The organism is Peribacillus sp. TH16, from assembly GCF_016651095.1.
GTDB classification, from domain to species: domain Bacteria; phylum Bacillota; class Bacilli; order Bacillales; family DSM-1321; genus Peribacillus; species Peribacillus butanolivorans.
The window spans coordinates 438,729-463,173 of the sequence record NZ_JAEKEM010000002.1; the positions used below are offsets into that span (position 1 = coordinate 438,729).

At 35.6% G+C, this 24,445-nt stretch carries 18 protein-coding genes, 3 pseudogenes and 1 other annotated feature; of the genes and pseudogenes, 3 read left to right on the forward strand and 18 right to left on the reverse strand.

All coding sequences use genetic code 11. The features are described from left to right. Positions 1 to 94 precede the first annotated feature (94 nt). Together JFV29_RS02085 and JFV29_RS02090 are read left to right on the forward strand one after the other, a co-directional pair. Positions 95 to 760: a response regulator transcription factor gene (locus JFV29_RS02085; protein ID WP_201180950.1), complete on the forward strand. Its 666-nt coding sequence runs from the start codon at positions 95 to 97 to the stop codon at positions 758 to 760. Then, positions 753 to 2,213, forward strand: a pseudogene (locus JFV29_RS02090) (ATP-binding protein). The gene JFV29_RS02085 and the pseudogene JFV29_RS02090 overlap by 8 nt, the downstream one beginning before the upstream one ends. Positions 2,214 to 2,549: 336 nt before the next feature. Here the strand turns inward: JFV29_RS02090 and JFV29_RS02095 are convergent. The 6 genes from JFV29_RS02095 to JFV29_RS02120 form a co-directional block, all read right to left on the reverse strand. Continuing rightward, entirely contained in the window at positions 2,550 to 2,840 is a 291-nt protein-coding gene (locus JFV29_RS02095; protein ID WP_157443867.1) for a hypothetical protein, read from the reverse strand. 130 nt (positions 2,841 to 2,970) lie between these two features. Continuing rightward, positions 2,971 to 3,648 (reverse strand): ABC transporter ATP-binding protein, encoded by a 678-nt coding sequence (locus tag JFV29_RS02100; protein ID WP_053345656.1) that lies wholly within the window; start codon positions 3,646 to 3,648, stop codon positions 2,971 to 2,973. A 16-nt stretch (positions 3,649 to 3,664) separates the two neighbouring features. Continuing rightward, entirely contained in the window at positions 3,665 to 5,086 is a 1,422-nt protein-coding gene (locus JFV29_RS02105; protein ID WP_201180951.1) for an ABC transporter permease, read from the reverse strand. 254 nt (positions 5,087 to 5,340) lie between these two features. Next, positions 5,341 to 5,538 carry a DUF3955 domain-containing protein gene (locus tag JFV29_RS31535; protein WP_377374170.1) on the reverse strand — a complete coding sequence of 66 codons (198 nt, stop codon included), beginning with the start codon at positions 5,536 to 5,538 and terminating at the stop codon, positions 5,341 to 5,343. Between the two features lie 524 nt (positions 5,539 to 6,062). Then, positions 6,063 to 7,424: a sodium-dependent transporter gene (locus tag JFV29_RS02115; RefSeq protein WP_098175146.1), complete on the reverse strand. Its 1,362-nt coding sequence runs from the start codon at positions 7,422 to 7,424 to the stop codon at positions 6,063 to 6,065. A gap of 81 nt (positions 7,425 to 7,505) precedes the next feature. After that, positions 7,506 to 7,731, reverse strand: a binding site (T-box leader). Positions 7,732 to 8,080: 349 nt separating this feature from the next. Beyond that, the gene (locus JFV29_RS02120; RefSeq protein WP_201180952.1) at positions 8,081 to 9,319 is read right to left on the reverse strand and encodes an MFS transporter; all 1,239 of its coding nucleotides are present in this window, start codon (positions 9,317 to 9,319) and stop codon (positions 8,081 to 8,083) included. A gap of 228 nt (positions 9,320 to 9,547) precedes the next feature. On the opposite strand from JFV29_RS02120, the gene JFV29_RS02125 reads away from it, so the two are divergent. Further along, positions 9,548 to 10,399: a LysR family transcriptional regulator gene (locus tag JFV29_RS02125; protein ID WP_201180953.1), complete on the forward strand. Its 852-nt coding sequence runs from the start codon at positions 9,548 to 9,550 to the stop codon at positions 10,397 to 10,399. 192 nt (positions 10,400 to 10,591) lie between these two features. Here the strand turns inward: JFV29_RS02125 and JFV29_RS02130 are convergent. The 12 genes and pseudogenes from JFV29_RS02130 to truA form a co-directional block, all read right to left on the reverse strand. Further along, positions 10,592 to 10,813: pseudogene (locus tag JFV29_RS02130) on the reverse strand (heterodisulfide reductase-related iron-sulfur binding cluster); the annotation flags it as partial. Beyond that, a complete protein-coding gene (locus JFV29_RS02135) occupies positions 10,792 to 10,974 on the reverse strand; it encodes a hypothetical protein (protein ID WP_201180956.1) in 183 nt (60 codons plus the stop codon). The gene JFV29_RS02135 and the pseudogene JFV29_RS02130, both read right to left, overlap by 22 nt. Positions 10,975 to 11,213: 239 nt before the next feature. Then, entirely contained in the window at positions 11,214 to 11,738 is a 525-nt protein-coding gene (locus JFV29_RS02140; RefSeq protein ID WP_201249634.1) for a gamma carbonic anhydrase family protein, read from the reverse strand. A 41-nt stretch (positions 11,739 to 11,779) separates the two neighbouring features. Next, positions 11,780 to 12,973: a CaiB/BaiF CoA transferase family protein gene (locus tag JFV29_RS02145; protein WP_242486131.1), complete on the reverse strand. Its 1,194-nt coding sequence runs from the start codon at positions 12,971 to 12,973 to the stop codon at positions 11,780 to 11,782. Positions 12,974 to 13,019: 46 nt separating this feature from the next. Further along, a complete protein-coding gene (locus tag JFV29_RS02150) occupies positions 13,020 to 13,988 on the reverse strand; it encodes an aminopeptidase (RefSeq protein WP_201180960.1) in 969 nt (322 codons plus the stop codon). A 38-nt stretch (positions 13,989 to 14,026) separates the two neighbouring features. Next, on the reverse strand, positions 14,027 to 14,791 hold the full coding sequence (locus JFV29_RS02155; RefSeq protein ID WP_201180962.1) for an enoyl-CoA hydratase/isomerase family protein: 765 nt from the start codon (positions 14,789 to 14,791) through the stop codon (positions 14,027 to 14,029). A 16-nt stretch (positions 14,792 to 14,807) separates the two neighbouring features. Continuing rightward, positions 14,808 to 15,929, reverse strand: coding sequence for a 2-keto-3-deoxygluconate permease (locus JFV29_RS02160; protein WP_201180964.1), 1,122 nt, complete (start codon positions 15,927 to 15,929; stop codon positions 14,808 to 14,810). A gap of 344 nt (positions 15,930 to 16,273) precedes the next feature. After that, positions 16,274 to 18,058: a sigma-54 interaction domain-containing protein gene (locus JFV29_RS02165; protein ID WP_201180966.1), complete on the reverse strand. Its 1,785-nt coding sequence runs from the start codon at positions 18,056 to 18,058 to the stop codon at positions 16,274 to 16,276. 1,111 nt (positions 18,059 to 19,169) lie between these two features. Further along, positions 19,170 to 19,328 carry a hypothetical protein gene (locus tag JFV29_RS02170; protein ID WP_201180968.1) on the reverse strand — a complete coding sequence of 53 codons (159 nt, stop codon included), beginning with the start codon at positions 19,326 to 19,328 and terminating at the stop codon, positions 19,170 to 19,172. A gap of 206 nt (positions 19,329 to 19,534) precedes the next feature. Further along, positions 19,535 to 21,199: pseudogene (locus JFV29_RS02175) on the reverse strand (amidohydrolase). Positions 21,200 to 21,417: 218 nt separating this feature from the next. After that, the gene (gene tnpB / locus JFV29_RS02180) at positions 21,418 to 22,623 is read right to left on the reverse strand and encodes an IS200/IS605 family element RNA-guided endonuclease TnpB (protein WP_201180970.1); all 1,206 of its coding nucleotides are present in this window, start codon (positions 22,621 to 22,623) and stop codon (positions 21,418 to 21,420) included. 1,005 nt (positions 22,624 to 23,628) lie between these two features. After that, positions 23,629 to 24,366 (reverse strand): tRNA pseudouridine(38-40) synthase TruA, encoded by a 738-nt coding sequence (truA, locus tag JFV29_RS02185; RefSeq protein WP_201180972.1) that lies wholly within the window; start codon positions 24,364 to 24,366, stop codon positions 23,629 to 23,631. Positions 24,367 to 24,445: the final 79 nt, after the last annotated feature.

Genomic DNA, 24,445 nt, shown 5'->3' on the forward strand with positions numbered 1-24,445 from the left:
TATTAAGTCTCCTTATTTATTCTATGTATAATATCGAATGCTTCTCCACATTAACTCCATATAACACGGTTATAATGATACAAGAGGTGATACCATGAGGAACTATCATATTCTTGTAGTAGAGGATGATCATGAGATTCAGGAATTAATTAAACAATTTTTAATGACACAACACTATACTGTTGAGGTTGCATCAGATGGATTAGAGGGAATGAAACAATATAATAAGCAATCCTTTGATTTAATTCTTTTGGATGTGATGATGCCAAACCTTAACGGATTTGAAGTTGCCAAAATGATTCGAAACCAGTCAAATGTACCAATTATTATGCTAACCGCTTTAGAAGAAGAACAAGATCAAATGAAAGGTTTTGATCTTGGAATCGATGATTATATAACTAAACCTTTTTCTTTTCATGTTTTGATTAGACGAGTCGAAGCAGTACTGAGGAGAAGCTATGATCAAAGTACAGCTAATCATTTAGTTTTTAAAGAAATGCATGTTGATTGTGATGCATATAAAGTATATGTAAATAAGGTTGAAATACCTTTAACAACAAAAGAATTTGAGATGCTGCAACTACTCCTTCAAAATGAGAAAAAAGTACTCACAAGAGAAAGCATCGTAGAAAAAGTTTGGGGATACGAGTACTACGGAGAAACACGAATTATCGATACACATATTAAAAACATACGAAAAAAATTAGAAATACCCTACATTAAAACAGTAAAGGGAATTGGTTACAAAATCGATGAATAAGATATTAAAAATCATGAAGATGAAGAAGATTACCTATAAACTCTTTTTGATTACATCCCTTATTTTGTTAGCCTTTGCAGTCCTGATCTATTTAACTTTATACTTCTTTCTCCCTACATTTTATGAGCAGTATAAAACAGACCAGCTTCAAACAGGAATAGAAGAAATAATTGATAAATCTAAGGATCTTTCTTTTCAAAATGCAATACCACTTTTTGATGAATACGCTCAAAAAAATAATGCAATCATCTACCTTCAAAATAATGAAGGAGCAATAATTTATTCTCCTTTTTTATCTTTTATTCAAGGTAGTGCTCAAGCATTACCAGGTGTAAAATTCGATAATACAAAGCCATTAAGAAATTCAAATAACCTTTCCAATTCATTTGATGTTGCCATGCCAATCCAATTCCAAGATGGTAACTTAACGCTCGTAGTATCCGCAACATTTCAACCTATTAATGAAGCTTCACAGGTCTTGGTACGTTTCCTTCCTTATATCAGTATCATTGTAGTTGTTATTGGTGTCGGAAGTGCTTATTTATATTCGAGGTTTATTACAAGACCACTCATTTATATTAATAGAGGGGCACAAAAGATGGCGAACTTGGATTTTTCCGAAAAAATTGAGGTTCGTTCCAATGATGAATTAGAGGAATTATCCAATAGTTTAAATGATATGTCACTTAATTTACAACAAACTATGCTTGATTTACAGAAAGCGAATCAGCAATTACAAAGCGACATTGAAAAAGAAAGAGAAATAGAAAAAAAACGCAGGGAATTTTTTTCAATTGTAGCTCATGAATTAAAGACTCCTCTCACTGTTATGAAAGGACACTTAGAAGGAATGATGTATAATATCGGTCCCTATAAAGACCGGGACACATATTTACAAAAAAACTTTCAAACCGTTCAGGATATGGAACAACTTGTTCGTGAGATTCTAGGTATATCCAAATTGGAACAACATACCTTTAAACTAAAATTAGAAGAAGTAAATCTCGAGGAATTAATTAATATAATCACAAAAAATCTCGGTTTTTTTGCTTCTCAAAAAAGACATTCAAATAATAAAACAGATTGGTTCTCACCTTTCTGTTTTTACAGATCGTGCTCTTTTAGAAAAAGCCTGTAAAAACATTATTCATAATGGGATTATGTATTCACCGCATGGCGAGAAAGTATATATAAAGCTAACTCAGGATTCAAAACAACACCACATCCAATTTCAAGTCATCAATACGGGTGTAAAAATTAAAGAAGAGGATATACAACATATTTTCAAACCATTTTATCGAATTGAAAAATCAAGAAATCGAAATACTGGGGGAGTGGCTTAGGGTTATATATTGTAAAGCAAATTTTTGAAGCCCTTTTTATCACGTATTCTATGAATAATACTGAACAGGGTGTACAATTTTTAGTTACCATTCCATTATCCATAAAGTAAACAAAAAAGAGTCTGAATCCCATTTCTATAGGATGAAATGAGATTCAGACTTTTATTTAATTTCTATGAATTTACATAATCATAAACACTTATAACTAAATATGAGTGATGTTATGTCTAGTTGAATTAAATTTCCAAATTGTTCATATACTCGAAAAGAAACAAAGTAAATGATTAAATAACCGAAGTACATAGCAAAAAAGATTCTATATTTTAAAATATAGAATCTTTAAGCATGTATTTTTTTACTCATACTCATTCATTGGAGACTGCATTATTTTTACCTTCTGAATATTTCCTAATGCTCTTCTTTCATTTTTGCCTATCTTCTGAACCTTAATAGGGCTTTGCTTCCCCCTTTGTAGAGCCTTCCTCAGACCCTCCTTGATTAGGAGGGGACACGTCTCCCTGATTTGGGGACATGTCTCCCTGATTTGGTCCCATTTCATCTTGATTGGAAGGGAAAAACACCTCTGGATTATCCTGAAATAAATCTTGATAACTATCTTTTTCTTTTTCATTCAATTCTGGATTATCCCCTAAATTCATCAAGTTTGTAAACGAACCAATTAAAAGACCTATTGTTATTAAACCAATGGATGTTGCAATTTTAATCCATACTTTCATCCACATCTTCTCATTCCTTTTTCATGTAGTTGAACATGTTCTCTAATTAAATTTATATTACTTAGTTATATTTCTTTTTTTATCTAACAGTGTTACCGAAACGAGTTGTAACTTCTACTATTTATTTGCCTTACAACTCTTTGATTACTAAATTTCTTTTTTCGAGATACACCGCTTTATCAGATTGTTTAGCCACCTCTTGTGAATGAGTGACGACAATGATACATTTATTTTCTTTATGAGCAAGTTCTTTAAATAACTCGATAATTTCCATGGAAGTTTCTTGATCTAAATTCCCAGTTGGTTCATCAGCAATTAATAAATCTACATTACAAGATAATGCACGAGCAATCGCTACACGCTGTTGCTGACCACCGCTAAGCTGTAATACCTTTCTTTTTGCTTCTCCTTCTGTCAGCCCTACCTTTTCTAATAACTCAAGTGCTTTTGCTTTTTTGTCTTTCACATCGACTCCTGTAATCTCCATCGCAGTGACTACATTTTGAAGAGCAGTCATATACGTAATGAGATTATATGATTGAAAGATAATCGAGACATGTTGGTTTCGATAGGAATCCAAACCTATCTTCCTTATATCTGTTCCTTTATATACTACATTCCCTCTACTTGGGATATCTAATCCACTTGCTAAACTAAGGGTCGTTGTTTTTCCTGATCCCGATGGTCCTAAAATGGTATAAAAGTGTCCGGCTTGAAACGCAAAGTTTACATTATCTAATATAGTGATTTTTTTATTATTGCTTTGATAATGGTAATTCAGATCTTTAAACTGTAAAATAGTGTCCATGTGTATATCCCTCCTTTTAATCTTTTAATAAAATTTCTTTTGGTTTCAATCGAAGAATCGATAATGCTGGAATAATGGTTGATACGATTGCGATTAATAGACCTAATCCACCTACTTTCAGCACATCTTGGGATGTTACACTTACATCAATATTATCAATAGGATCCACTTCTTGACCTTGGTCATCATTCATCCCAAACATAATTGTTTGTTCCCTAGGATTATTTTCTTGCTCTTCAGCGGTAATTTCTTTCTGCAATAAACTGTCTCCCATTTTTTGAGACACTGTCCCACCTGTAAATATAGAGAGGCTAAATGCTAGAACTGCTATACATAATACTTCTACTAAGAGTTGGCCAATTAATTTCCCTTTTTTCTCGCCAATCGACAGTAAGATTCCTAACTCCTTCCGTCGTTCTTTTATGGTCAACATAATGATAAGACCTAAGATAATGGATCCTGTAATTGAAACCAGGTAGATAATCCATTTTGAAGTGGATGCCATGTTCTCAATAGGGCCTATCATTTTTTTATATAAGGCATCATGAGCATCTAGTTTAAAAAGGTCAAAATCAATGTCTGTTTTCTTTCCCTTTGCTTTAAAAGCATCGATATGATTCGGGTCAGTTAAGTAATAAATTGCTTTATCAATTGGCGTGCCCTTCATATCCTTGTTTCCTGAAAATTCTTTTAACGATTCGTACGAAACATATATTTTGTTAGATGGATGAAACAACGGTGGTGCTGTTTCCATTTGGCTAGTTATGTTGGATGTCTCATAAATCCCTATTATTTCTAACTTTATTGTCGATTTCCCATCGTCTTTTTTGATTTTTACCTTATCACCAACTTTAAGTTTGTTATGTTCAGCTAACTGTTTTTCAACCAAGGCTACTTTCTTATCTTTGTCTTCTGCTGTTATTTCACGACCCTTAATGATTTCCTCCGTTCCTTCTGTAAATTCTTTCAATAAATCAGAGCTTCTCACGCCGGTAATTGATAGATTTGGCATTTCTCTATCAGGGTTGCCTCCACCAGCTATGGAACCACTCATCACGTCTTCATTTCCTTCAATATTAATGGGAATATAACCATCTGCTAAACCCTGAGTTTCTTTTAGATAGTTGAAATTTTTCACATAGGGTGATTTAGCTAACTTATCTGCTTCCTCTGAAGAAATTTCTGGAAATTGTACTGGCTCATTAGGATTTTCTTCTCTCTGTTTTTCAATATATTTTGGAAGCTTTTCTTGATTTAATCCTAGCGTTACGTCAACTCCCAATTTTTTTCTAGCGAGATCACTCGCTGTGTCTGTGACATTTTGCATGGCGAATCCTGCTAATACTAAATTAGTAACAACTAAAAAAACAGCAAATAAGATAAGGGATTTTCCCTTTCTTGCTCGTACACTTAAAAGTGCGCGTTTGATAAAATTCATTTTTATTACCTCCTTGATATCTCTAATGTACAGGACTAATCTAGAGTCTATATGGAGATATAGAGGAGTTTATATGGAGAAGTGTGGTGTTTTTACCAAACGATAAAAAAGGTTGTTTAGTTACGAAAAAGAACCGACCATTTCCGTGTTCATAAAACAAACTAATTAATAAATAAAATAAAAAAGCCAATTTTATTAACGTACAGGAGATTGGCTTTTTTGATGGAGGGGCTTAAAGACTTATTGATCTAAATCTAAAGCCACAAACAATAATTCGATAATACCACTAAAAACAAAAAGTAACTTAATGGAATAAAGAAGAAAGGCTTAACCAAAGTACCATCCGGAGGAATGGAGAGATAACGGGTATTAAAAGTATACTTTTTGCTAATAACGTCGGTTTGTATTCTATTCCATAGAGGTAAAGGTATAAAGTCCCCGAGTAATTTCATTGATATTGTTTACTTTCTCTATAAAGTGAAAAGTTCTCCTAACTTGCCATTGTAAATAAGATCTTTACTTTGTTAACCAAGCTAATTACGATACTCAGCCTGTCCGTTTGCCTTCAGTTTTCCGTCACCATGGCACACTTTGATAAAAGCTAACCACCATGTCAGACTTACATGAAAAAGCCAAGGTCAGCGACTATACAAATCGCTGACCTTGGCTTTAATAACTACTATTTAATGTTGTATCTATTCTCTAACTTATTTTAATGCGTAAACTTATCAGTATAAAGTCAAAAAAAGAAAACCATTTTCGAACCTAAATAAAGAGATTGTTTTACTACTTAGTATCCTCTTTTATTACCACTTGGGTCTCCAACGACATTCTGCCCATATCACTTTGGCTTCGCCATACCACATAATTATCCGTTTTTTTATGAAAAAAGTGATGAAGTTAGGCAGAATCTCTGCTAGCTTTCAGCGCTTTTGATTCACTCTTAATAAGCTCTCAAAAAGTGAGTGATTTCATACTAAAAAATCGCAACTATTTTATCAAGTATTCCAGTACTATCAAGAAATACTATGATAATTACTAAAGGAATAATGAACCTCATTATAAAAAACCATATATTAAATGCAGAAGCCCCTAAACGAGAATGCTGTAATAGTTCCTCTCTCAAAGTGCTTTTCTTAATCTTAAGTGGTACGAAAATAGAGATTAAAAACACTCCTAGTGGCATTAATATATTACTAACTAAATAATCAGCTGAATCAAATAAATTTTTCGAGAAGATTAACATATCAGCAAAAACGCTATAGGATAATGCAGAGGGAATTCCTACTGCAAAAATTAAAACACCAATAATAAATGCATATTTTGTTCGCTTCTCCACTTTTCCTTTAATTAGTGATGCGACAATTATTTCTAACATAGAAAAAGCCGAAGTTAATGTGGCAAATAAAAATAATGCTAAAAAACCTAATAAGAAAACTTCTCCAAAAACAATTTGATTAAACACAGCAGGCAGTACAACAAACAACAAACCAGGTCCTTCAGCTGGTTCTAAACCTAGTGAAAATACAGCTGGGAAGATTGCTAATCCTGCTAATAAAGCAATGAATAAATTCATTGTAACGATTGAAATGGCTGGTTGAATTAAGCTTTCTTTTTTTGAAAGATATGAACTATAAGTAACCATTACTGATACGCCGACACTTAAGGAGAAAAACGCTTGACCCATCGCATACAGAATACTTTGAGATGTAATACTCGAGAAATCAGGTGCTAGAAAGAACTTCACACCTTCCATAGCGTTATCGAGTGTTAGTGAGCGAATGATTAGAACAAAAAATAGTAAAAATAAAGCGGGCATCAAAATTTTATTTACTTTTTCAATGCCATTTTGAATCCCCTTTGCTACAACTAAAACGGTAATCGCCAAAAATGCAAATTGAGCTACAATCACCAAGATAGGATTTCCAATCGTCTCGTTAAAGACAGATCCATAATCTGCGCCCTCACTAATTATTCCACCAAATAAACCTTTTGCAAAATAAATAACAATCCAACCACCAATTACACTATAAAAAGACAATAAAAGAAAACAGGTAAATACCCCTAACCTACCAATCCAATGCCAATTACTATTAGGAGCTAAACTGCGATAAGCACTAACTGCTTCCTTTTGTGTACTTCTACCAATAACAAACTCTGCTAATAACAATGGAAAACCTATAAACAAAGAAAATAAAATAAACAGAAGGAAGAATGCGCCTCCTCCGCTTATTCCAGTTACATAAGGAAGCTTCCATATTGCGCCTACTCCTATAGCTGATCCTGCTGCTGATAAAATAAAACCAATCTTCGATGACCATTGCTCTGATGTTTGAATGCTAATCAATCCAATCTATTTTTATTACGTCCTCTACAAAACAAAGTAAAGAACAAAAAAAGCCACGTCTCTATCGTTAACGATAGGGACGTGGCTGTTCACGCGGTACCACCCTAATTGGAAACAATACATGTTTCCCACTTGTTAAAATAACGGTTTAATCCGTTTTATACTACTTTCTCAATGTTGTAGTATAAAAAAGCTCCAAGAATGAAATTCACCTAAGTCTTTGTATCAGTTTGCACCAACCACTGATTCTCTATTAACAGGGAGACCGGCTTAATAATGTTCTTTTCTTCGCTCATTAAATATTTTGAATAATAAACGAAATTATAGTATGATAACATCCGATGGTCAAGCCCTTTTTTCAGAATTTAATATTATTTAACCCCAATTACTCCTCTCAACTCTTTATATACACCACATTACGAGACATTTCCAAAATTCAAATTTATTTTAAAGGTGTACAAACTGTGTACTATGTAGCACTAGTATTTGCTTGAAATTCTCTTTTCCTGGCGTTAACTTTAAAGAAAAAAGAGCAACAGATTGAAGAAGAACAAGTCACATTATTAGAAATAAACCGCTTGATTTTTGGGCAAATAGAAAGAGCATGTTCAATTAAATGATTCTTTTATAAAAAGTTTAAATATTTTCTACCTGTGTCGCTCAAAAATCGCACTTTTGCGATGACCCTTTGACCATTCTATTTTTATTTTTGCTCTGTATAAATTAATCGCTCCTAAAGCTACAGCGATTCCAACAAGATATAATGCTAGCTGATAACTATTCAATATATTTACGACTAAACCGAATAACGAAGGTGCTATAACAATAAATAATTGATTTAATGTCAAAGCTGAACTCACCGTTAAGCCTATATAACGGGGATCCGATTGCTCTGTGACACAAGCAATAAAAATTGAATACCAACCAATTGCTAAAAACCCTAATAGTAAACAGAATAGCAGCATCAATATTTTTATTTCTACATGAATGATTAGTGGCAACATCAATGTAAGAATTACTGTAAAAACCATCACAATAAGCAATAATCTTTCTCTATTATGCTCAAAGAATTGATCACTCATCCATGCGATGACTACCCGCCCAATCATTCCACCTATTAAAACAAGGCTTAAATATTTCCCTGCCTCTGTTAGGGAATAGCTACCTTCTTGATGAACATAACTCATAAAATGTGCAATGATAATCATTTGTAATGACATCATTACAACACCTACAATGTACATCGGATATAATTCTTTATTATTTTTGATAAGATTCATTTTCTCCTTAAAGGACACCGATTTCGATTCTGGAGGACTAGTATTTTCTGGCTCATGATAAAATAATAAAAAGAGTAGACCTCCTATAATTGCTACAACTCCTTGTACAACATGCGCGACTGACAAATTGAAATGATAAAATGTATAGGTTAACATTACAGAGGCTAAAGCCCCTCCTATTGGTATACCGGTCTGTCTTATTCCTAAAGCTAGACCTCTATGTTTGTTGGGAAACCATTTTACGATAGCAGTACTACCACCAGTTTGAGCACTGCCGTACCATATCCCAACCAATAATAATAAAAGCAGCAATACAATATAATTATTAACAAAAACGAGTGTTAATGCTGAGAGCCCTAATAAAATTGTCCCCCATCCAATAATTTGTTTTTCCCCTTTTTTATCCATTAAGTAACCAAACACTAACATTGAAAACATCGGACCAATATTTACAGCTGAAACAATAAAGCCTGTTTGCAATGGTGTTAAGTTCCATTCAATTTGATAGAATGTAGCGATAGGTCCCATGCCATATGTCACAAATGTTGCTGCAGTTTGTGATAGTGTAGCCACTAATACGATTAACCATTTATAATATGTATTCATTAATGCCCCTCCAATATCTTGCTATTACATATGTATTCAATCAGTAAAATTCGGCTATGGATATTTATTATAGAGTGAATAGTCTCGTAATCTATTATTAGCTTGTAGCATCATCTCGACTCCTTATTTATTAAGCTAACTAGAGTTTACTCTCCTTACTGAGAAGCGTAAAATGGAGGAAAATGATAGGATCCATAAATTTTTTTTATAGGGTGTGTGACAAACAAAATGAACATCGAAGAAATTGCATTAAAAATTGAAATATTAAATCGACAAAATTTAAGTAAATCCGCAGAAATCACAAACTATACTCAATCCGCACTTACTGCTAAAGTGAAAAAAATGGAGTCAGAAATTGGAAAACCCGTTTTTAAACGAACACCCCAAGGATTGAAGATTACTAGCGTAGGTACTCAGTATCAAAACTATCTTCAACTTATTACTCAAGAATATGAAGAATTTTTACAATCCATTGGTGCCTATCAGCTTAACTCTAAAGTGAACTTTGGCACATCACATACAACCTTAAAAATCTACGGAGCCCCCCTCGCCAATATGTTGAATACGAAAGACATTCAATTGGATGTAGACTTCGCAGTAGATTCTAGTAATGCCATAAATCAAAAAGTACACAATTCCGAATTGGATTGTGCACTAATTAGCGAACCTATTAAAAAATACCCCGATTTAGCATACGATATTGTTGCCACTGAAACATTTGAGATTATTTCAAGTAATGATCATATAATCAATTTCGATCAGAAAACACCAATTACATTGCTCGTTTTGAGTAAAGGTTGTATGTATACAAGAGCTGTAGTTGATTGGCTTATGGATAATCAACTACAATATAAATTAAAGGAAATAAAATCTATTAGTAGTATTCAAGATTTTTTACAAATCAGTAATACCATTGCTGTATTAAATACTAAGCTTATTGACTTATACAACTATACAAACATTCACTATTACAATTTAAATTTTGACAATGTCCTTAATACCGTTTTCATTTATAAGAAGAACGAAAGTAAGCAGAACAATATTTTACAATTAAAAAATGTACTTGAGGCGATTTGTTAATTTTCTATTAATAATAGAATGTAAAAATTTTAATAGGAATATCGCATAAAAAAATCCAGTTTGAACAAAGAGTTTTCAAACTGGATAGGATGCAATGGAATTCATTCTCTGCTGACTTCCATTGATCATATACTTGATTAAATTCTTCCATAACAGTGAATAATCGACCAATTAAAGTGCAGATTAAATTTCCTATTTTGTTACTGCTCCTGCTTCAACTAGTAATTCTACAAGATGTAGAGCCCTTATACTTTCCTCTAGACCTTCCCTTTTTATACCCAATTTCATTTGTAACAAGCAACCGGGATTTGTCGTTACGATAATAGAGGCTTTAGTATCCTTTGCTTTTTCCATCTTCAAATCTAAAATATCCATGGATACTTCGTAATTAACTAAATTGTAAATTCCTGCTGATCTATTTTATTCTTCACCTGAATCACCATATCAGGGAGGAACTTACCAAAAGAAGCATTGTAACTATAACTATGTCTATCAGATATACTCGTAAAAATTTGGTTAGAAGGAATGATTTCCTTTACTTCATTCAATTTTAAGTCCATTTTAACTGACTCCATCGATTAACCAATATTTGTAGATACAATTTTCTCTTCTAAATATTCTTTTTTTCCTAACTTTTAATCGTTTTACTATTTCTACAAATTTGTTGGTAATTCGGCGGCAACTTCATGATGAACATAGAATAGATTCCTACAGACGCAGGTTTGTAAAACATTATTGACGCCTACTCACTTGCAAAATCCAAATAATTCTTCCCATTTTTGTCCTCTACTATTGAGTCTTAAGCTTTCGTAACTCAAATTTCATCCCTTTCCTTGTAATAATCACGTTTCCAAAGTTCAATATATTCCATCGCATTATGAACATTTTCATTCTTATCTTCTTCCGTTAGCTCCCTAACCACTTTAGCAGGAATTCCTATAGCTAGTGCTCCTTCTGGAATAATCCTGCCTGGGGGTACAACTGCTCCAGCTCCTACTTGTGCTCCCTTTCTAACGGTAGCCCCATCTAGAACTTTCGCTCCAATGCCGATCAAAGCCCCATCCTCAATTTTACAGGCATGTAGGATAGCTCCGTGTCCAACAGTTACCATTTTCCCTATATGTAAAGGGAAATCGGGTGTAACATGACAGATACAACCATCTTGTATATTGCTTCCTTCCCCTATTTCAATGAAATTTTTATCATCTCCCCTTAACACGGCTTGTGGCCAGACGCTCACATCTTTTGCAATCCTAACATCTCCAATAATTTGCGCTGACTCATGTATAAAGGTTTCAGAATTAATGGATGGAACTCTTCCTCTTAAACGATGAATCACCAACACCATCCCCCTATCACTCTCGTAATTAATATTAGGTGTTATATATTTAACTCTTTATAAGATTGATCAGATTTTTCTAATCCTAATTCTTTTAAAATTTCCTCTGTATGCTGCCCTAGCAAAGGAGCTGCATTTCTTATTTGACCAGGATTTTTTGATAATTTGATAGGAATACCTAACGCCTTAATTTTTCCAGCAATAGGGTGTTCTAACTCTTCAACCATTCGCCTGGAAATGGTATGTGAATCAGTTAATGATTCTGGATAAGAATTAATTGGGCCGGCAGGTATCCCTACCTCTTCAAACTTCTCCAGCCAATAACTTCTTGGGCGTTTACTTGTTTTTTCTTCAATTAATTGTATGAAAACCTTTAAATGCTTGATCCGTGAAGGATCATCGACAAATCTTTCGTCATTTAGAAATTCGGGTCTTCCTATGATATGACAAAATACAGGCCAATGATGTGGCGTATCTGCTCCTACAGTGAAATAGCCATCACTCGCTTGAAAGGCTTGATAAGGTGCCGACAATCGGTGTCCGCTCCCAGTAGGCTCTGGTGTTTCACCATTAACCCAATATTGCGTGCTTTCCCAAACAGATAAAGCAAGGCCGGTATCAAATAAAGAAGCATCTATAAATTGACCTTCATTTGATTGAACACGTGCATACAAAGCAGATAATATTCCATAGGCAGCGAACAGTGCAACACCCAAATCTGTGATAGGCAACCCACACTTTACTGGGTTTCCGCCTCTTTCTCCGGTCACACTCATGATTCCCGTCATTCCCTGCGCAATTAAGTCATAGCCCCCGCGAGATGAATAAGGTCCATATTGACCAAAACCGGAAATAGAGCAATAAACTAAACGAGGATTAATCTTGTTTAGGGTGTCATAGTCAACACCCAATCGCTTAACTACACCGGGACGATAATTCTCAACTAGTACGTCTGCTGTTTCAATCAATTTATAAAATATTTTCTTGTCTTCATCATCTTTCAAATTCAGCGTCATGCTGCGCTTATTTCGATTAATTGCCATAAAAGCAGCACTTTCTCCATCGATGTGAGGTGGCCACCTTCTAGTATTCTCACCAGTGGGTGGTTCAATTTTTATTACATCAGCTCCCATATCGGCTAGTAACATACTGCAATAAGGACCTGCCATTACCTGACTGAGATCTACGATACGGATACCATTCAAAGCACTCATCAAATCAATCCCTTCTATCATTTACTAAATATTTATTAATCTATCAACACAGTATCCTCCATCAAACTCATAAATAAAGTTCATTGTTACGAAGAATAGTTACACCGTCTATTTCCACCATAGCGTCTTTAACAACCATATCGTAATGACCTTTTGCCTTAATTACCCCACCAATATAAGCATTTGTACCTAAAGCAACGTGAATGGTGCCAAACACCCCTTCGTCACTTAACATACTATTTTCTAACTCACATTCCGGGTTCATACCAATTCCAAATTCACCTGCATAATAGATGTTCCCATCTTCATCATTTCGTTCAATTAATATTTTTCTAAACAAATCTGCCTCCTTTCCCCCTGTAATGGAAACAGCCTTCCCAGCCTTAAACTCAACAACCACAGGAGTATCTATAAGACCAACTCCTGGTATACTTCCATCTACTACTAGGACCCCTTCTGCAGATCCTTCAACAGGTGCTATACTGGATTCAATGCAGTGCACAGCAGATATATCCTTGGTATTTGCAAAACCTGTTAATGCTCGCCCTTCCCTTCCTTTAATGGATAGTCGTAAATCCGTTCCTTGAGTAGTCGTTACCCTAACTACATCACCCTTGGTTAATAAATTTGCTACTTGTTCCACTTGGGGTCTAAGTGAAATAAAATCAGCTTGTAAGCCTTTACTCAACAAAATGTTTTCATGGGATTCTGGCAAGACTAAAACTCTAGCACCAGCCGCTTGTGCCTCATGACGAGCATTCGTGTGTGCGATGTTATAAGTAGTTGGAGCAATCACAACATCTACTTCTTTCATAGCTGCGGCAACTGGATCGGGTAGAGCATCACCATGCCCCTTTCTTGGTGGCATGGACATCGTAATCGGTTCAGCACCTAAAGAGCAGGTTACATCTGCCAATGTTTTAGCAATACTTTCTGTTTGAAAATCAGTTAAGATCAACACTTTCTCGCCTTCTACAACTCCTGCCAAAACTTTTATCAACGCATAGGCTCCTGGATACATCATAACTTCATTCATAACTTGTGAATCCTCCTCTTGGTCTATAAATCTCTTTATCATCTTCCTTGGAAAATTGGTATTTGTTTATTAAAAAAAGATTCAATGGCATGTTTATGATCTTGCGTATCCTGGCAAGTAATAAAAGCATCTAACTCAAATGCCATGGCTTCTTGCCAATTTACATCCATTGTTTTTTGAATTGTTTCTTTAGCATTCCTGACTGCAATTGGTGCACGTGAGGCAATCATTTTTGCCCAATCTAAAGCTTCATTCATTAATGTATTATGAGGAACAACTTTGCTAGCCAAACCACGTTGAAATGCTTCATTAGCTAATACGGTTCTCCCAGTTAATATGACTTCCTTTGCGTAAGCTTCTCCCATCAACCTTACAAGTCGGGTAGGTCCGACAACTAATCCTACTTTAACTCCTGCTGCACACAGCTTTGCTCGATCGGACATAATTCGAATATCACATGCTAGGATCAGTTCAAATCCCCCACCAAAAGCATATCCATTAACAGCAGCAATCACTGGTTGTGGCATTTCATTAACAACATCATAAATGCGGCAATCTTCTTCGAGAAAGTAGCGTACAGTCTCAGGGGTCAATTCACCTTCTTCATTTAAATCAGCTCCTGCACAGAATGCCCGGTCACCGTCTCCTGTCAAAATAATGACTCGAACATCAGTACGGGACTTTAGATTTTCCATATACGGCACAAATTCTTCACGAAATTCCTTCGTCAAAATATTCATTGGTGGGTTATTTATCGTTATGGTGCAAATCTGGTTTTCAATATTGGGCTTTATCCAATTCATTCGTCCCCTCACCTTTCTAAATTTGCTGATCCACTTCTACCGGCACCTCACTTCGATTAGAGGAATCTTCTAATCGACCGTCAATCCCTTTGCTTCTCTGGAATTTATCCCAAAAAATCACAGCAATTGGACAAAGAATGGAAGTAGTAATAGTAGAAATAGAAATTTGAATTGTAGCTAGATTAGCTATTTGTTGAAATCTTTGTGCCTCGTCTAATGACATAAGTCCTGCTCCTGCAGCAACAGAAGCAGCAGCTGCTATGGCTGCTGGTGTTCCCACTGCATTCCCTGCGGTTGATGCCTCGGCAACGGGACCAATTGTACTTTTCTCACCAAATATACGATAAACGAGGACTCCTGTTAGAGCAGTAAAAATGACGGTTACAAAACCCAAGACAAGACCGCCCCAAACAGCTTCAGCATTAAAGAAACTCATAAAGTTCATTCCTGCTCCTAGACAAAAAGCAAAAAAGGGAACAAGTAACGTTTCACCTGGCTTTAGAAATTCTCTAATGTCCTCATCCAAGTTTCCTAATAACATCCCTAAAGCAATTGGCAACAATACCGCGATGAATGCGATAGCAGGGAAGTTAATTCCTACTATTCCCAATGCCATCATGGTAAAGAATGGACCATCATTTAAGGTCAAAACAGAAATTGCTCCTACATCTGAACGGTTACCATATTGTCCGGTGAGAACGGCATACATTCCTTCATTTCCATTTGTCATTGCAGCAATAATGGCAAGAGTGGATAAGCCAAGCAACCCGTTCATAGGATCAAAAAAGTAACCGAATAGAAGTCCAATTGTTATTCCAGTCAAACACTTACTAGAAGTTAAAAGAATTCCTTTTTTTAAGGCTTTTCCACCCACTCGTAAATTCATCTGACTACCTGCACAGAACAAGAATAAGCCGATAAGTGTCAATGTCCCGTTTTTAAAGAGAGCTTCCGAAAACCCTCCAATTCTCATAAACTCATAAATGCCTTCTTCGACAGGTGTTACTCCTAATGATTTAAGAAACTCCATAACAAGTGGAATATGAAGCTGATCAATCGTATTAAAGAGTGCCCCCAACATGAGTGGAATCACCATAAGCCCCCCCGGTACTTTTTCAATCCTCTGCTTGATCCTCATAACATCACTCCCAAATGGAATTTTCGTAGAAAACGCTTACAATTTCCGAAAGATTATTTCTGTTATGGAAATCGAAAATACATTAGTTTTTTCATAAATCACCCTCACCTTTCATTTTCTCTTTCAACTATTACTAATGCAATTACTGTACCAAGTTGTTAGGAATATCAAAAAAATTAAACAAACCCTTATTCTAGACGAATTTAGCTTTACTTTTCAGAGAATAGTCAGTAGCAGGACCCTTTTCTTTTCGCAAAATGCAAATTAAAAAAGGAGGTTAGCCCTAATAAATCTTAAAAAGGACTAACCTACTACCGATTTCTTCATTAATCGCAAAATGCAAACTACATTTGCATTTTGCGATTAATTTCAAACTTATTGATTTTCCGATATAGAGTCGCAACGTTTATTCCTAAATCCTTCGCAGCCTTCTTCTTTCCATTCAATGTATCACCATGTTTTTTTAAAGATTCGATAATCATTTTTTCTTCCATATCTGCTAAGGTTAACCCTTGGTCTAAAACACTTTGATTAGTTTTGACCCTAACTCTAGTGGGTAAATTTTCTAATGTAATCCAAAAAGATTTTGCCATATTGATAGCGTATTCCACTGTATTTTGTAGCTCTCTAATATTTCCTGGCCAATTATAAGAACATAGACATGCTTCAGCTTCTGGAGTAAAGCCCCTTACTTGCTTTCCTGTAATATTCACATAGTGATTAACAAAATGGTGAAGAAGGACGGCTACATCTCCCACTCGTTCTCTTAATGGAGGAATGTGAAGAGGAATAACATTTAATCGATAAAATAAATCCTCTCTAAACTCTCTATCCTTTACCATTTGCTCTAAGTTTTTATTGGTTGCTGCCAGCACCCTCACATCAATATCTAGAGAAGAATTAGAACCTATCCTTTCAATCCTTCTTTCTTCTAAAACCCGTAAAATTTTAACTTGTAGGTGAAGAGGCATATCACCGATTTCATCCAGAAAAATAGTTCCGCCATTGGCCATCTCAAACTTTCCAGGCTTCCCTTTTTTCCTCGCCCCAGTAAATGCTCCTTCGTTATATCCAAATAATTCACTCTCTAGTAGATGTTCTGGAATTGCAGCACAATTAATCGCCCTAAAGGGTTTGTTTACCCTTTGACTTTCTTGATGCACGGCCCTTGCGAAAAGTTCTTTACCCGTCCCACTTTCCCCCAAAAATATCATGGTGGAGTCAGAGGTTGCTATTTGTTTAGCTATATCTTTCACTTGTAGAATGGCTTTACTTTTCCCTACGATAATGTCAAAGGTTGAATCATCTACCTCTGACGTAATCGAATATGCTAATTTTTGTACATCCTTTAAGTCCTTAAATGAAATAGCAACTCCTATAATACGATCATCATGAACAAGTGGAATAATACTACCGATCACCTGAATCTTTTTATTATGTATTTGAAGTGAAAATTCAATGTCTGAATATCCTTTCGCTGTTGATAAAACTTTCGAAATAGGTAAATCAGGAATGATATCGGATACATTAAGAGTTAGGATTTCATTTCTTTTCATCTGCAGTGTCTTTTCTGCAGAACGATTTAGCTCTAAGATATACCCGTTTTGATCTACTGCGATAATTCCTTCATACATCGATTGTATAGCCACTTGAAGCATTTGAAACATGTGTAAATATTTTCCCAACAACGATTTTGCATTTATTTTACTGCTTATTAAGTCAGCCATTTTCCCAAGGTAATTCGATAAAACAAGGTGCCTTTCTTTAAATTCTGCCTTCTGTTCTTCAGAAAATGCGGTTAAGCTAATCACCCCTACGTTTTTCCCTTCATGTTTCAGAGGAAAGGACACATCTGCTTTTTCAGGGCAGTTTCCATGGAGAATGCAACTTTGACAAACATCATGAAAACCTGGTTCAAAGTTATAAACATGCTTTCCTGTTTTTATCACTTCTTTTATAATATGTCCTCGAACCGGCTCACCCACAACAGCATGATGACCACCTCCTGTAGCAGCAACCACCACTTTATTCTGATCATAAACAATAACTTCCAAATCCAATACAGACTTAATTGCTTCTGCTACCAAATTCACTTCTTCTTGCACTTCAAAAAGGATCGATTTCCCCATCTTCCTCCCCCTATATAGTAAGGCATAGATCCTTAATATTTTTCGTTATATATAATTCTTCTTGTTAAAAGGAATACCTTCTTTTTATAAAATGAGTTTATCAAAAGAAGGTACTATATTGTGCTTTCGAACTCTTATATAAATGGGTGTGAAATGGCCAATTCTCGTTCTTCTGCTATTGCCAATAAAAAATTATAGTGTTCATAATAAACCGTTTCACATTTTTGCTTCAGGAATACGTTAGGACAAAGTAATCTCTTATGCTCTTTTATAAAAAGAGGTCTGGTTCTACAATGTTAAATCATAATCGGATATGTGTAGCAAAAATAACTGAAAGACGAAAAACGATATCTGCATCTATTTGCACTAAGGACTTTTTGAATCGTATTAACTGGATAGGTACGGCCAGATGGTATTATTGCTCGTAGTTGGAAGATTCCCGGCCATTGTTTAGGGTTTATTACATTCTTCTATTTGAAAGGCCATTCAGGGGATGCAAAGAGAATTAATTAATTGCCGAACTAAAGAAGTAAAAAGAAGCTTATAACGAATATTCAGATTGGTTTAATTGCAACGATTCCGCATATCGCTACTTCTAATGCGATGGATTACTAGTTACCTATCACTTATCGTATGGGCAGAAGACGTTTGCATGCAATTCTTTTGCAAGCATATCGTCATCCCTTGAAGTTGTTTAATCAGAAATTTAATTTACTTAGACATGAACTGTGAATGATTAACCGAGACACCTAAATGATATCAAAGTTGTTATTTATAAAACCCGATAAAAAACTGTTTGTCTTGTAAATATTTGAAATAAGTTATTTTACCTGTTTTTTTAGGAGGAAGAATTTGAAGAATGTATTACCGCCTTACTATTGTCAGGTCTGGATGCCTGCAACAGTGCCGAAAAGTGGAAGAAGTTGAATGAGGGCCCTTCAGATTGCCTGTAGTGAAAAATGCCTCCTGAATAATCTAGCCTTTTAAAAAAACAAAAAAATATGAAGAATTACATTTTATATGAATTCTCCACTTTAAAATCAAGCATTCATTCATATCATTCTATTTTACAGCAGGAACTATTTGAGGATTTTCAGTAGTATAATTTTCCTTACCCGAATTTAATGTCATAAAAGCGATAAAGCAAACAACCCCGAAATGAAACCAATAACCAAACAGCTCCTTTAAATGATCCGCCAAAAGCGTCTATAACAAAACCAAGAGTTAAAGGAGCAATAAAGCCAGCTACCTGCATCCCTAGATTGACCAACCCCTACCGCAGAACCCCCTATTGCTTCTGGTAAGCATTTTAGTGGCAAGCTAAAAATAATAGTAGATAATGCCGCTGAAAATATAGGTATAATGGATTGATAATGGAAGGAAAATTAGAATGACGCACTCTTCAAATAATTATAGATGTTGATATTTATAACATTAAGCTCAATTGTTAACGCCTTTTAAAGATGCAATTAAAAGTTAAGAAGTCCTTACCGTTTCTTGACCATATACTGGCTTTCCATCAATAAAAGTAGCCAGAACTGAAATGTCCTTAATTTCTTCCGGATGAATGGCTGTAGGATCAGCCTCGAGAATGGCAAAGTCTGCATGTTTTCCAATTTCGATGCTTCCTGAACACGCTTCATCAAAATTTAGTTTTGCTCCATAAATAGTCATGGACTTTAATGCAGTTTCGACATCAATACGCTGCTCTTGGCCTAAAACATGGCCCTCTCTCGTTATTCGGTTTACTGCTACCCACACAGAAAACAGCGGTGAGATTGGAGTAATTGGACAATCAGAATGCAGGGTAAACAGTAAATTATGAGCTACAGCCTCAGCTAAAGGGCTAATACGCCTTCCCCGCTCTGGCCCCAAGAAAATTTGTTTATGCCTGTCTCCCCAAAAATATACATGATTGATGAAAAAGGATCCTGCTACATCAAGTTCTTTCATCTTCACCACATCTTCAGCGGTGGCGCTTTGGACATGTTCGATTCGATGGCGGTGATCTGCACGTGGGCTCTTGGATAAAGCATATTCGTATGCCTCTAATATCGATCCGATGGCACGATCCCCGTTTCCATGGGTTGTGATTCTAAATCCTCGACTGTGCAGGTCTGAAACTTCTTCGTTAAATGCTTCTTGCGGATGGATGAGTTCTCCATAAACATCTGGATTTTGATAATACGGTTCCCGCAATGCTCCTGTTAAGCCTTGAATGGAGCCATCCTGGAACATTTTGGCGCTATCTAATTTAGCCCGACCTCCAGATCTTTCTTGGAACTCTTTGTCCAGTTGAGCAGGAGAATATCCTCCGAAAGCTTGTCCTTCACGAAGCTGCTGGTGCATAATCATTAATTGTGTACGCATCGGATTAATCCCTTGCTCAGCCGCTTTAAGATGAATCTCTAAATCTTGCAAATCACTAGTGAAGCCTACAGCTGCATCTGTATTCGTTGTAATCCCTTGAGCTAAATAACCTTTTGAAGCCTACCCTAGCATGTCAATCTGTTGTTTTACTGTCATTTGAGGAATCTGTTTATTAATCGGTATCATAGCTGCTGGTTCATAGATTACGCCATTCAGTCTCCCTTTCTCATCCCGCCCGTAATGGCCGCCTTGAGGGTCAGAAACATCATCTGTTAAACCAGATAATTGTAAAGCGAGTGAATTAACTGCGGATATGTGTCCTGAGGTGTGTGTGATGATAACAGGTTTATTTGGCGAAACCTTATCTAAGTCTTCCCGTGTTATATGGCGCTTTTCATACAGAAGCGTATCATCATATCCATATCCCTTGACCCATTCCCTATTGGGAGTTTCTTTTGCTTTTGCACCAATTACCTCCAATATATCTTTTATGGAATGATTAGGCGGTGTGCCGCAATTCACCTGTCTCATTATTTGGCCATACGCCAAAATGTGATTATGTGTATCAATAAATCCTGGTATTAAAGTAGATCCCTTTAAATCAACAACATTTGTACTTGCTGTCACTTCGACGGCACTTTTAGGAGGCTCGCACTCCCTCCAAATACCAACAATTTTGCCATTTGCTACAGCCACAGACCCTGCACGACGATTCTGATTATCTAAAGTCAGTACATTGGCATTTTTAAATAAAAGATCGATTTTAATCATAAAAAATCCCTCTATTCTTTTAATTTAAATATTTCATCATTCCGTTTAGATTCTTTTGCAATGACACTATGGTCTGCAGTTACATAAGCAGTTGCTCTGGCGGGTAGAATTTTTTTCAAGGGAAAATAGTGGTCTTGAACTACCCACCACTTTTCGACCTTACGGCCTGATTGAAGTGGGGGATTCCTAAGAACATTAGCCTATCGGCCAATTTTTAATTAGGCTACTCCCGTAGTTCCTACGGTTAGAAGCCTTATGGCTTCATTCATTAGATTGAGTCCTGCGTTAATATCTCGATCGTGGTGAGTAGAACAAAAAGGACAATCCCATTCACGAAGATTCAGATGTTTAACGTCTTTATTTTGGTAACCGCAGCTAGAACACAATTGGCTAGAAGCAAACGTTTTAGATACGGTCACGATTTGTTTACCATACCATTTTGCTTTGTATTCCAACATTTTTTTGAATTGGTACCAAGATACTTCACTAATAGCTTTAGCTAGTTTGTGATTTTTCATCATATTCGACACTTGCAAGTCTTCCATTCCAATAGCATCGTGGTTTTTGATGATTTCGGTAGAAACTTTATGTAAGTAATCCATTCGGGCATTTGAAATTTTTTCGTGTAGGATAGCCACTTTTCGTTTTTGTTTTTGATAGTTTTTGGCTTCAGCCAATGGTTTATTTTGATTCAAGGCTATTTCTTGTCGCCTTGAAAGAATCCGTTGTGCTTTGGCCAATTTCTTTTCGACCGTCCGGAAGAATTTTGGGTTTTGATAGACCGTACCATCTGAAAGAATAGCAAAGTTCTTCAAACCAACATCTACACCACACGAACGATTCGTTTTAGGAAGTACTTGTACATGGGTTTCGGCTAAAACGGAAATGAAATATTTACCCGAAGGGTTCCGCCTGATTGTGGCATTGATGATTCGCCCTTCGACTTCGCGGCTTTTAGCAAAACGAACTAGACCGAGTTTTGGCAATTTGATTTTGTTTTCAACAATTCCAATATTCCCATTCGTATGTTTAGTCGTATAGGACTGGATAGGATTCTTTTTCGATTTGAAGCGTGGTGACTTGTTTTGCTTTTTATAATATCGCCTATAGGAATCTGCTGAATTTTCCACCGATTTCTGTAAGGCAATACTGTCTACTTCTTTCAGGAAAGAATACTCTTTCTTTAAAGCTGGAAGTTCTTTGATTGTTGCGTATTTATTCAGAAAAGAACCTTTCCATTCATTAGAGGGTAATTGGCCGTTCTGCTTCATTTCTTCACAAATATACCAGTAGGCATCTTTCTCCTTTTGTTTGCCTAAAAAGAAGTTATAGACAAAACGGGAGCAGCCGATCGTTTTATTGATTAGAACTAGTTGTTCTTTAGTTGGATAGATTCGAAATTTATAAGCTTTGTTTACGACCATTGGTTTCACCCCCTTATAGTTATTATCAACCACAGAACGTATGTTTGCCAAAAGATTACTTTGGCTTATCCCAACCGCCATTCATCTCCCCCTTACCGTTGGGTTCTCGCCCTTCACACGCTTGAAGAGGGAGTCTTCTGGCGGGAAATGATAAAACACATCCTTTCTTAAATGAATTGAGAAGTTTTAGACTACCATACATGCGCATTCATTCTTACTAGCATCTTTACCGTCCATCAACATCACGTCGTCCGAACCAGCAAAAAGAACATATTTAAATTAAATCATTTATATTCATAATTTTCAATATTTTCAAAATATATTTTTCGTTTAATTAATTGAACTAAATTCATGATACTTAAGGTTTTGCAAAAAGGAAGAACATGAAAAAAATACACATTAGTCTGTCAACTGGTCCATAGGCCAATTAACGAAAAAACGCCCGGAATCTAGACGTGATGCTAATCTGCCTACTGCGAACATATCTACTAAAAAACCCCACATATTCTCATAGACTCTGCTCAGCTTTCAATAAGTTAATATAAAAATTTTATTCGCGAATAGCTTTTCAATTAATAATAACAATGTGAGCAGATCATTAATCAACTGCAATCGCCCGATGCATGCAACATGAAAAAAGACTCAAATCCTTGTAAGGATTTAAGCCTTTGATAGTTAATGACCTGTGAGGGATTTAAACCCCCAACCTCACCCCTATCAATTTTCCGAACTATCTTTTAAACAGTATTTTTGCAAGAATAGAATACATTAATTCCAATAATTCAAGTACACAATGTTTTTTATGCAAATAGATTCTCTTAATTCCATTGTTTCTAGAAATTCTGTGCAATTTTTTATCATTGAATAATAATTGAGATGAGGGTATGTTTTTTTTGCGAAACACTCCACATATCCAGAGGGTATGTTACAACACACGGAATATCGGTTATGGTTTACAACATCAATCCAGGCGCATTTTGCATAGGCGGTGCATTTATATTTGGTCTAAAAATCAACCTTTACCAAGTACAACCCAGCTGCCTCCGCCATACGACCCGTTTGGATTCTTTCTTTTGACTCTAAAATACTTGGTATATTTTCAGCATCTATTTCACCCAACCCAACTTCTATCAACGTTCCGACAATCTTTCTAACCATATTATAAAGAAATCCATCCCCTCGCACTGTAATTTGGATGAAGCCGGCATTTTCTTCTATATCAATAGAATATATTTCACGAACCATGGATTTTTTCTTAGACTTTGCATTTGAAAAAGCAGTGAAATCATGTTCACCTATAAAATATTGACATGCTCTTTTCATTCTTGTGATATTTAGCTTTTTCTCAACATGCATACTGTACTTTCGCATGAAAGGATTTGTATATTGCTCATTCCAGATCTTATATAAATAGGTTTTATCCTTAGCATTATAACGGGCATGAAAACGTTCAGGTACTAGCATAACCTCTACAATGCTGATATCTTGGGGTAAATATCTATTCAAATAATTCATAATTTCAAATTCAGTCAGATTTTCACCAATCTTAAAATTGGCGATTTGAGCAAGAGCATGTACACCGGCATCTGTTCTGCTGCATCCGATGATTTCAATTTTTTCCCCTACCATTTCCGTTAATACATTTTCTATTTTTCCTTGAATCGTATCATCACTATTACCGAGTCGTTGCCAGCCCTTATAGCGCCCGCCATCATATTGAATTGTCAATTTATAATTGTTCATTTCTTCCTCCTAATTTTATTACTTCACAGTCATCTAAACAGAAAATTTTTGATAAAATACAAGTCCCCATACAACTCCT

Bases quoted from the DNA above. Each gene is read 5' to 3' on its own strand.
- JFV29_RS02095 (WP_157443867.1), bottom strand. From the start codon at position 2,840: ATGAAAGTATGGATTAAAATTGCAACATCCATTGGTTTAATAACAATA.
- JFV29_RS02125 (WP_201180953.1), top strand. From the start codon at position 9,548: ATGAACATCGAAGAAATTGCATTAAAAATTGAAATATTAAATCGACAA.
- truA (WP_201180972.1), bottom strand. From the start codon at position 24,366: ATGAACAATTATAAATTGACAATTCAATATGATGGCGGGCGCTATAAG.
- JFV29_RS02105 (WP_201180951.1), bottom strand. From the start codon at position 5,086: ATGAATTTTATCAAACGCGCACTTTTAAGTGTACGAGCAAGAAAGGGA.
- JFV29_RS02085 (WP_201180950.1), top strand. From the start codon at position 95: ATGAGGAACTATCATATTCTTGTAGTAGAGGATGATCATGAGATTCAG.
- JFV29_RS02120 (WP_201180952.1), bottom strand. From the start codon at position 9,319: ATGAATACATATTATAAATGGTTAATCGTATTAGTGGCTACACTATCA.
- tnpB (WP_201180970.1), bottom strand. From the start codon at position 22,623: ATGGTCGTAAACAAAGCTTATAAATTTCGAATCTATCCAACTAAAGAA.
- JFV29_RS02145 (WP_242486131.1), bottom strand. From the start codon at position 12,973: ATGATAGAAGGGATTGATTTGATGAGTGCTTTGAATGGTATCCGTATC.
- JFV29_RS31535 (WP_377374170.1), bottom strand. From the start codon at position 5,538: ATGAAATTACTCGGGGACTTTATACCTTTACCTCTATGGAATAGAATA.
- JFV29_RS02160 (WP_201180964.1), bottom strand. From the start codon at position 15,929: ATGAGGATCAAGCAGAGGATTGAAAAAGTACCGGGGGGGCTTATGGTG.
- JFV29_RS02135 (WP_201180956.1), bottom strand. From the start codon at position 10,974: ATGGAGTCAGTTAAAATGGACTTAAAATTGAATGAAGTAAAGGAAATC.
- JFV29_RS02165 (WP_201180966.1), bottom strand. From the start codon at position 18,058: ATGGGGAAATCGATCCTTTTTGAAGTGCAAGAAGAAGTGAATTTGGTA.
- JFV29_RS02155 (WP_201180962.1), bottom strand. From the start codon at position 14,791: ATGAATTGGATAAAGCCCAATATTGAAAACCAGATTTGCACCATAACG.
- JFV29_RS02150 (WP_201180960.1), bottom strand. From the start codon at position 13,988: ATGAATGAAGTTATGATGTATCCAGGAGCCTATGCGTTGATAAAAGTT.
- JFV29_RS02100 (WP_053345656.1), bottom strand. From the start codon at position 3,648: ATGGACACTATTTTACAGTTTAAAGATCTGAATTACCATTATCAAAGC.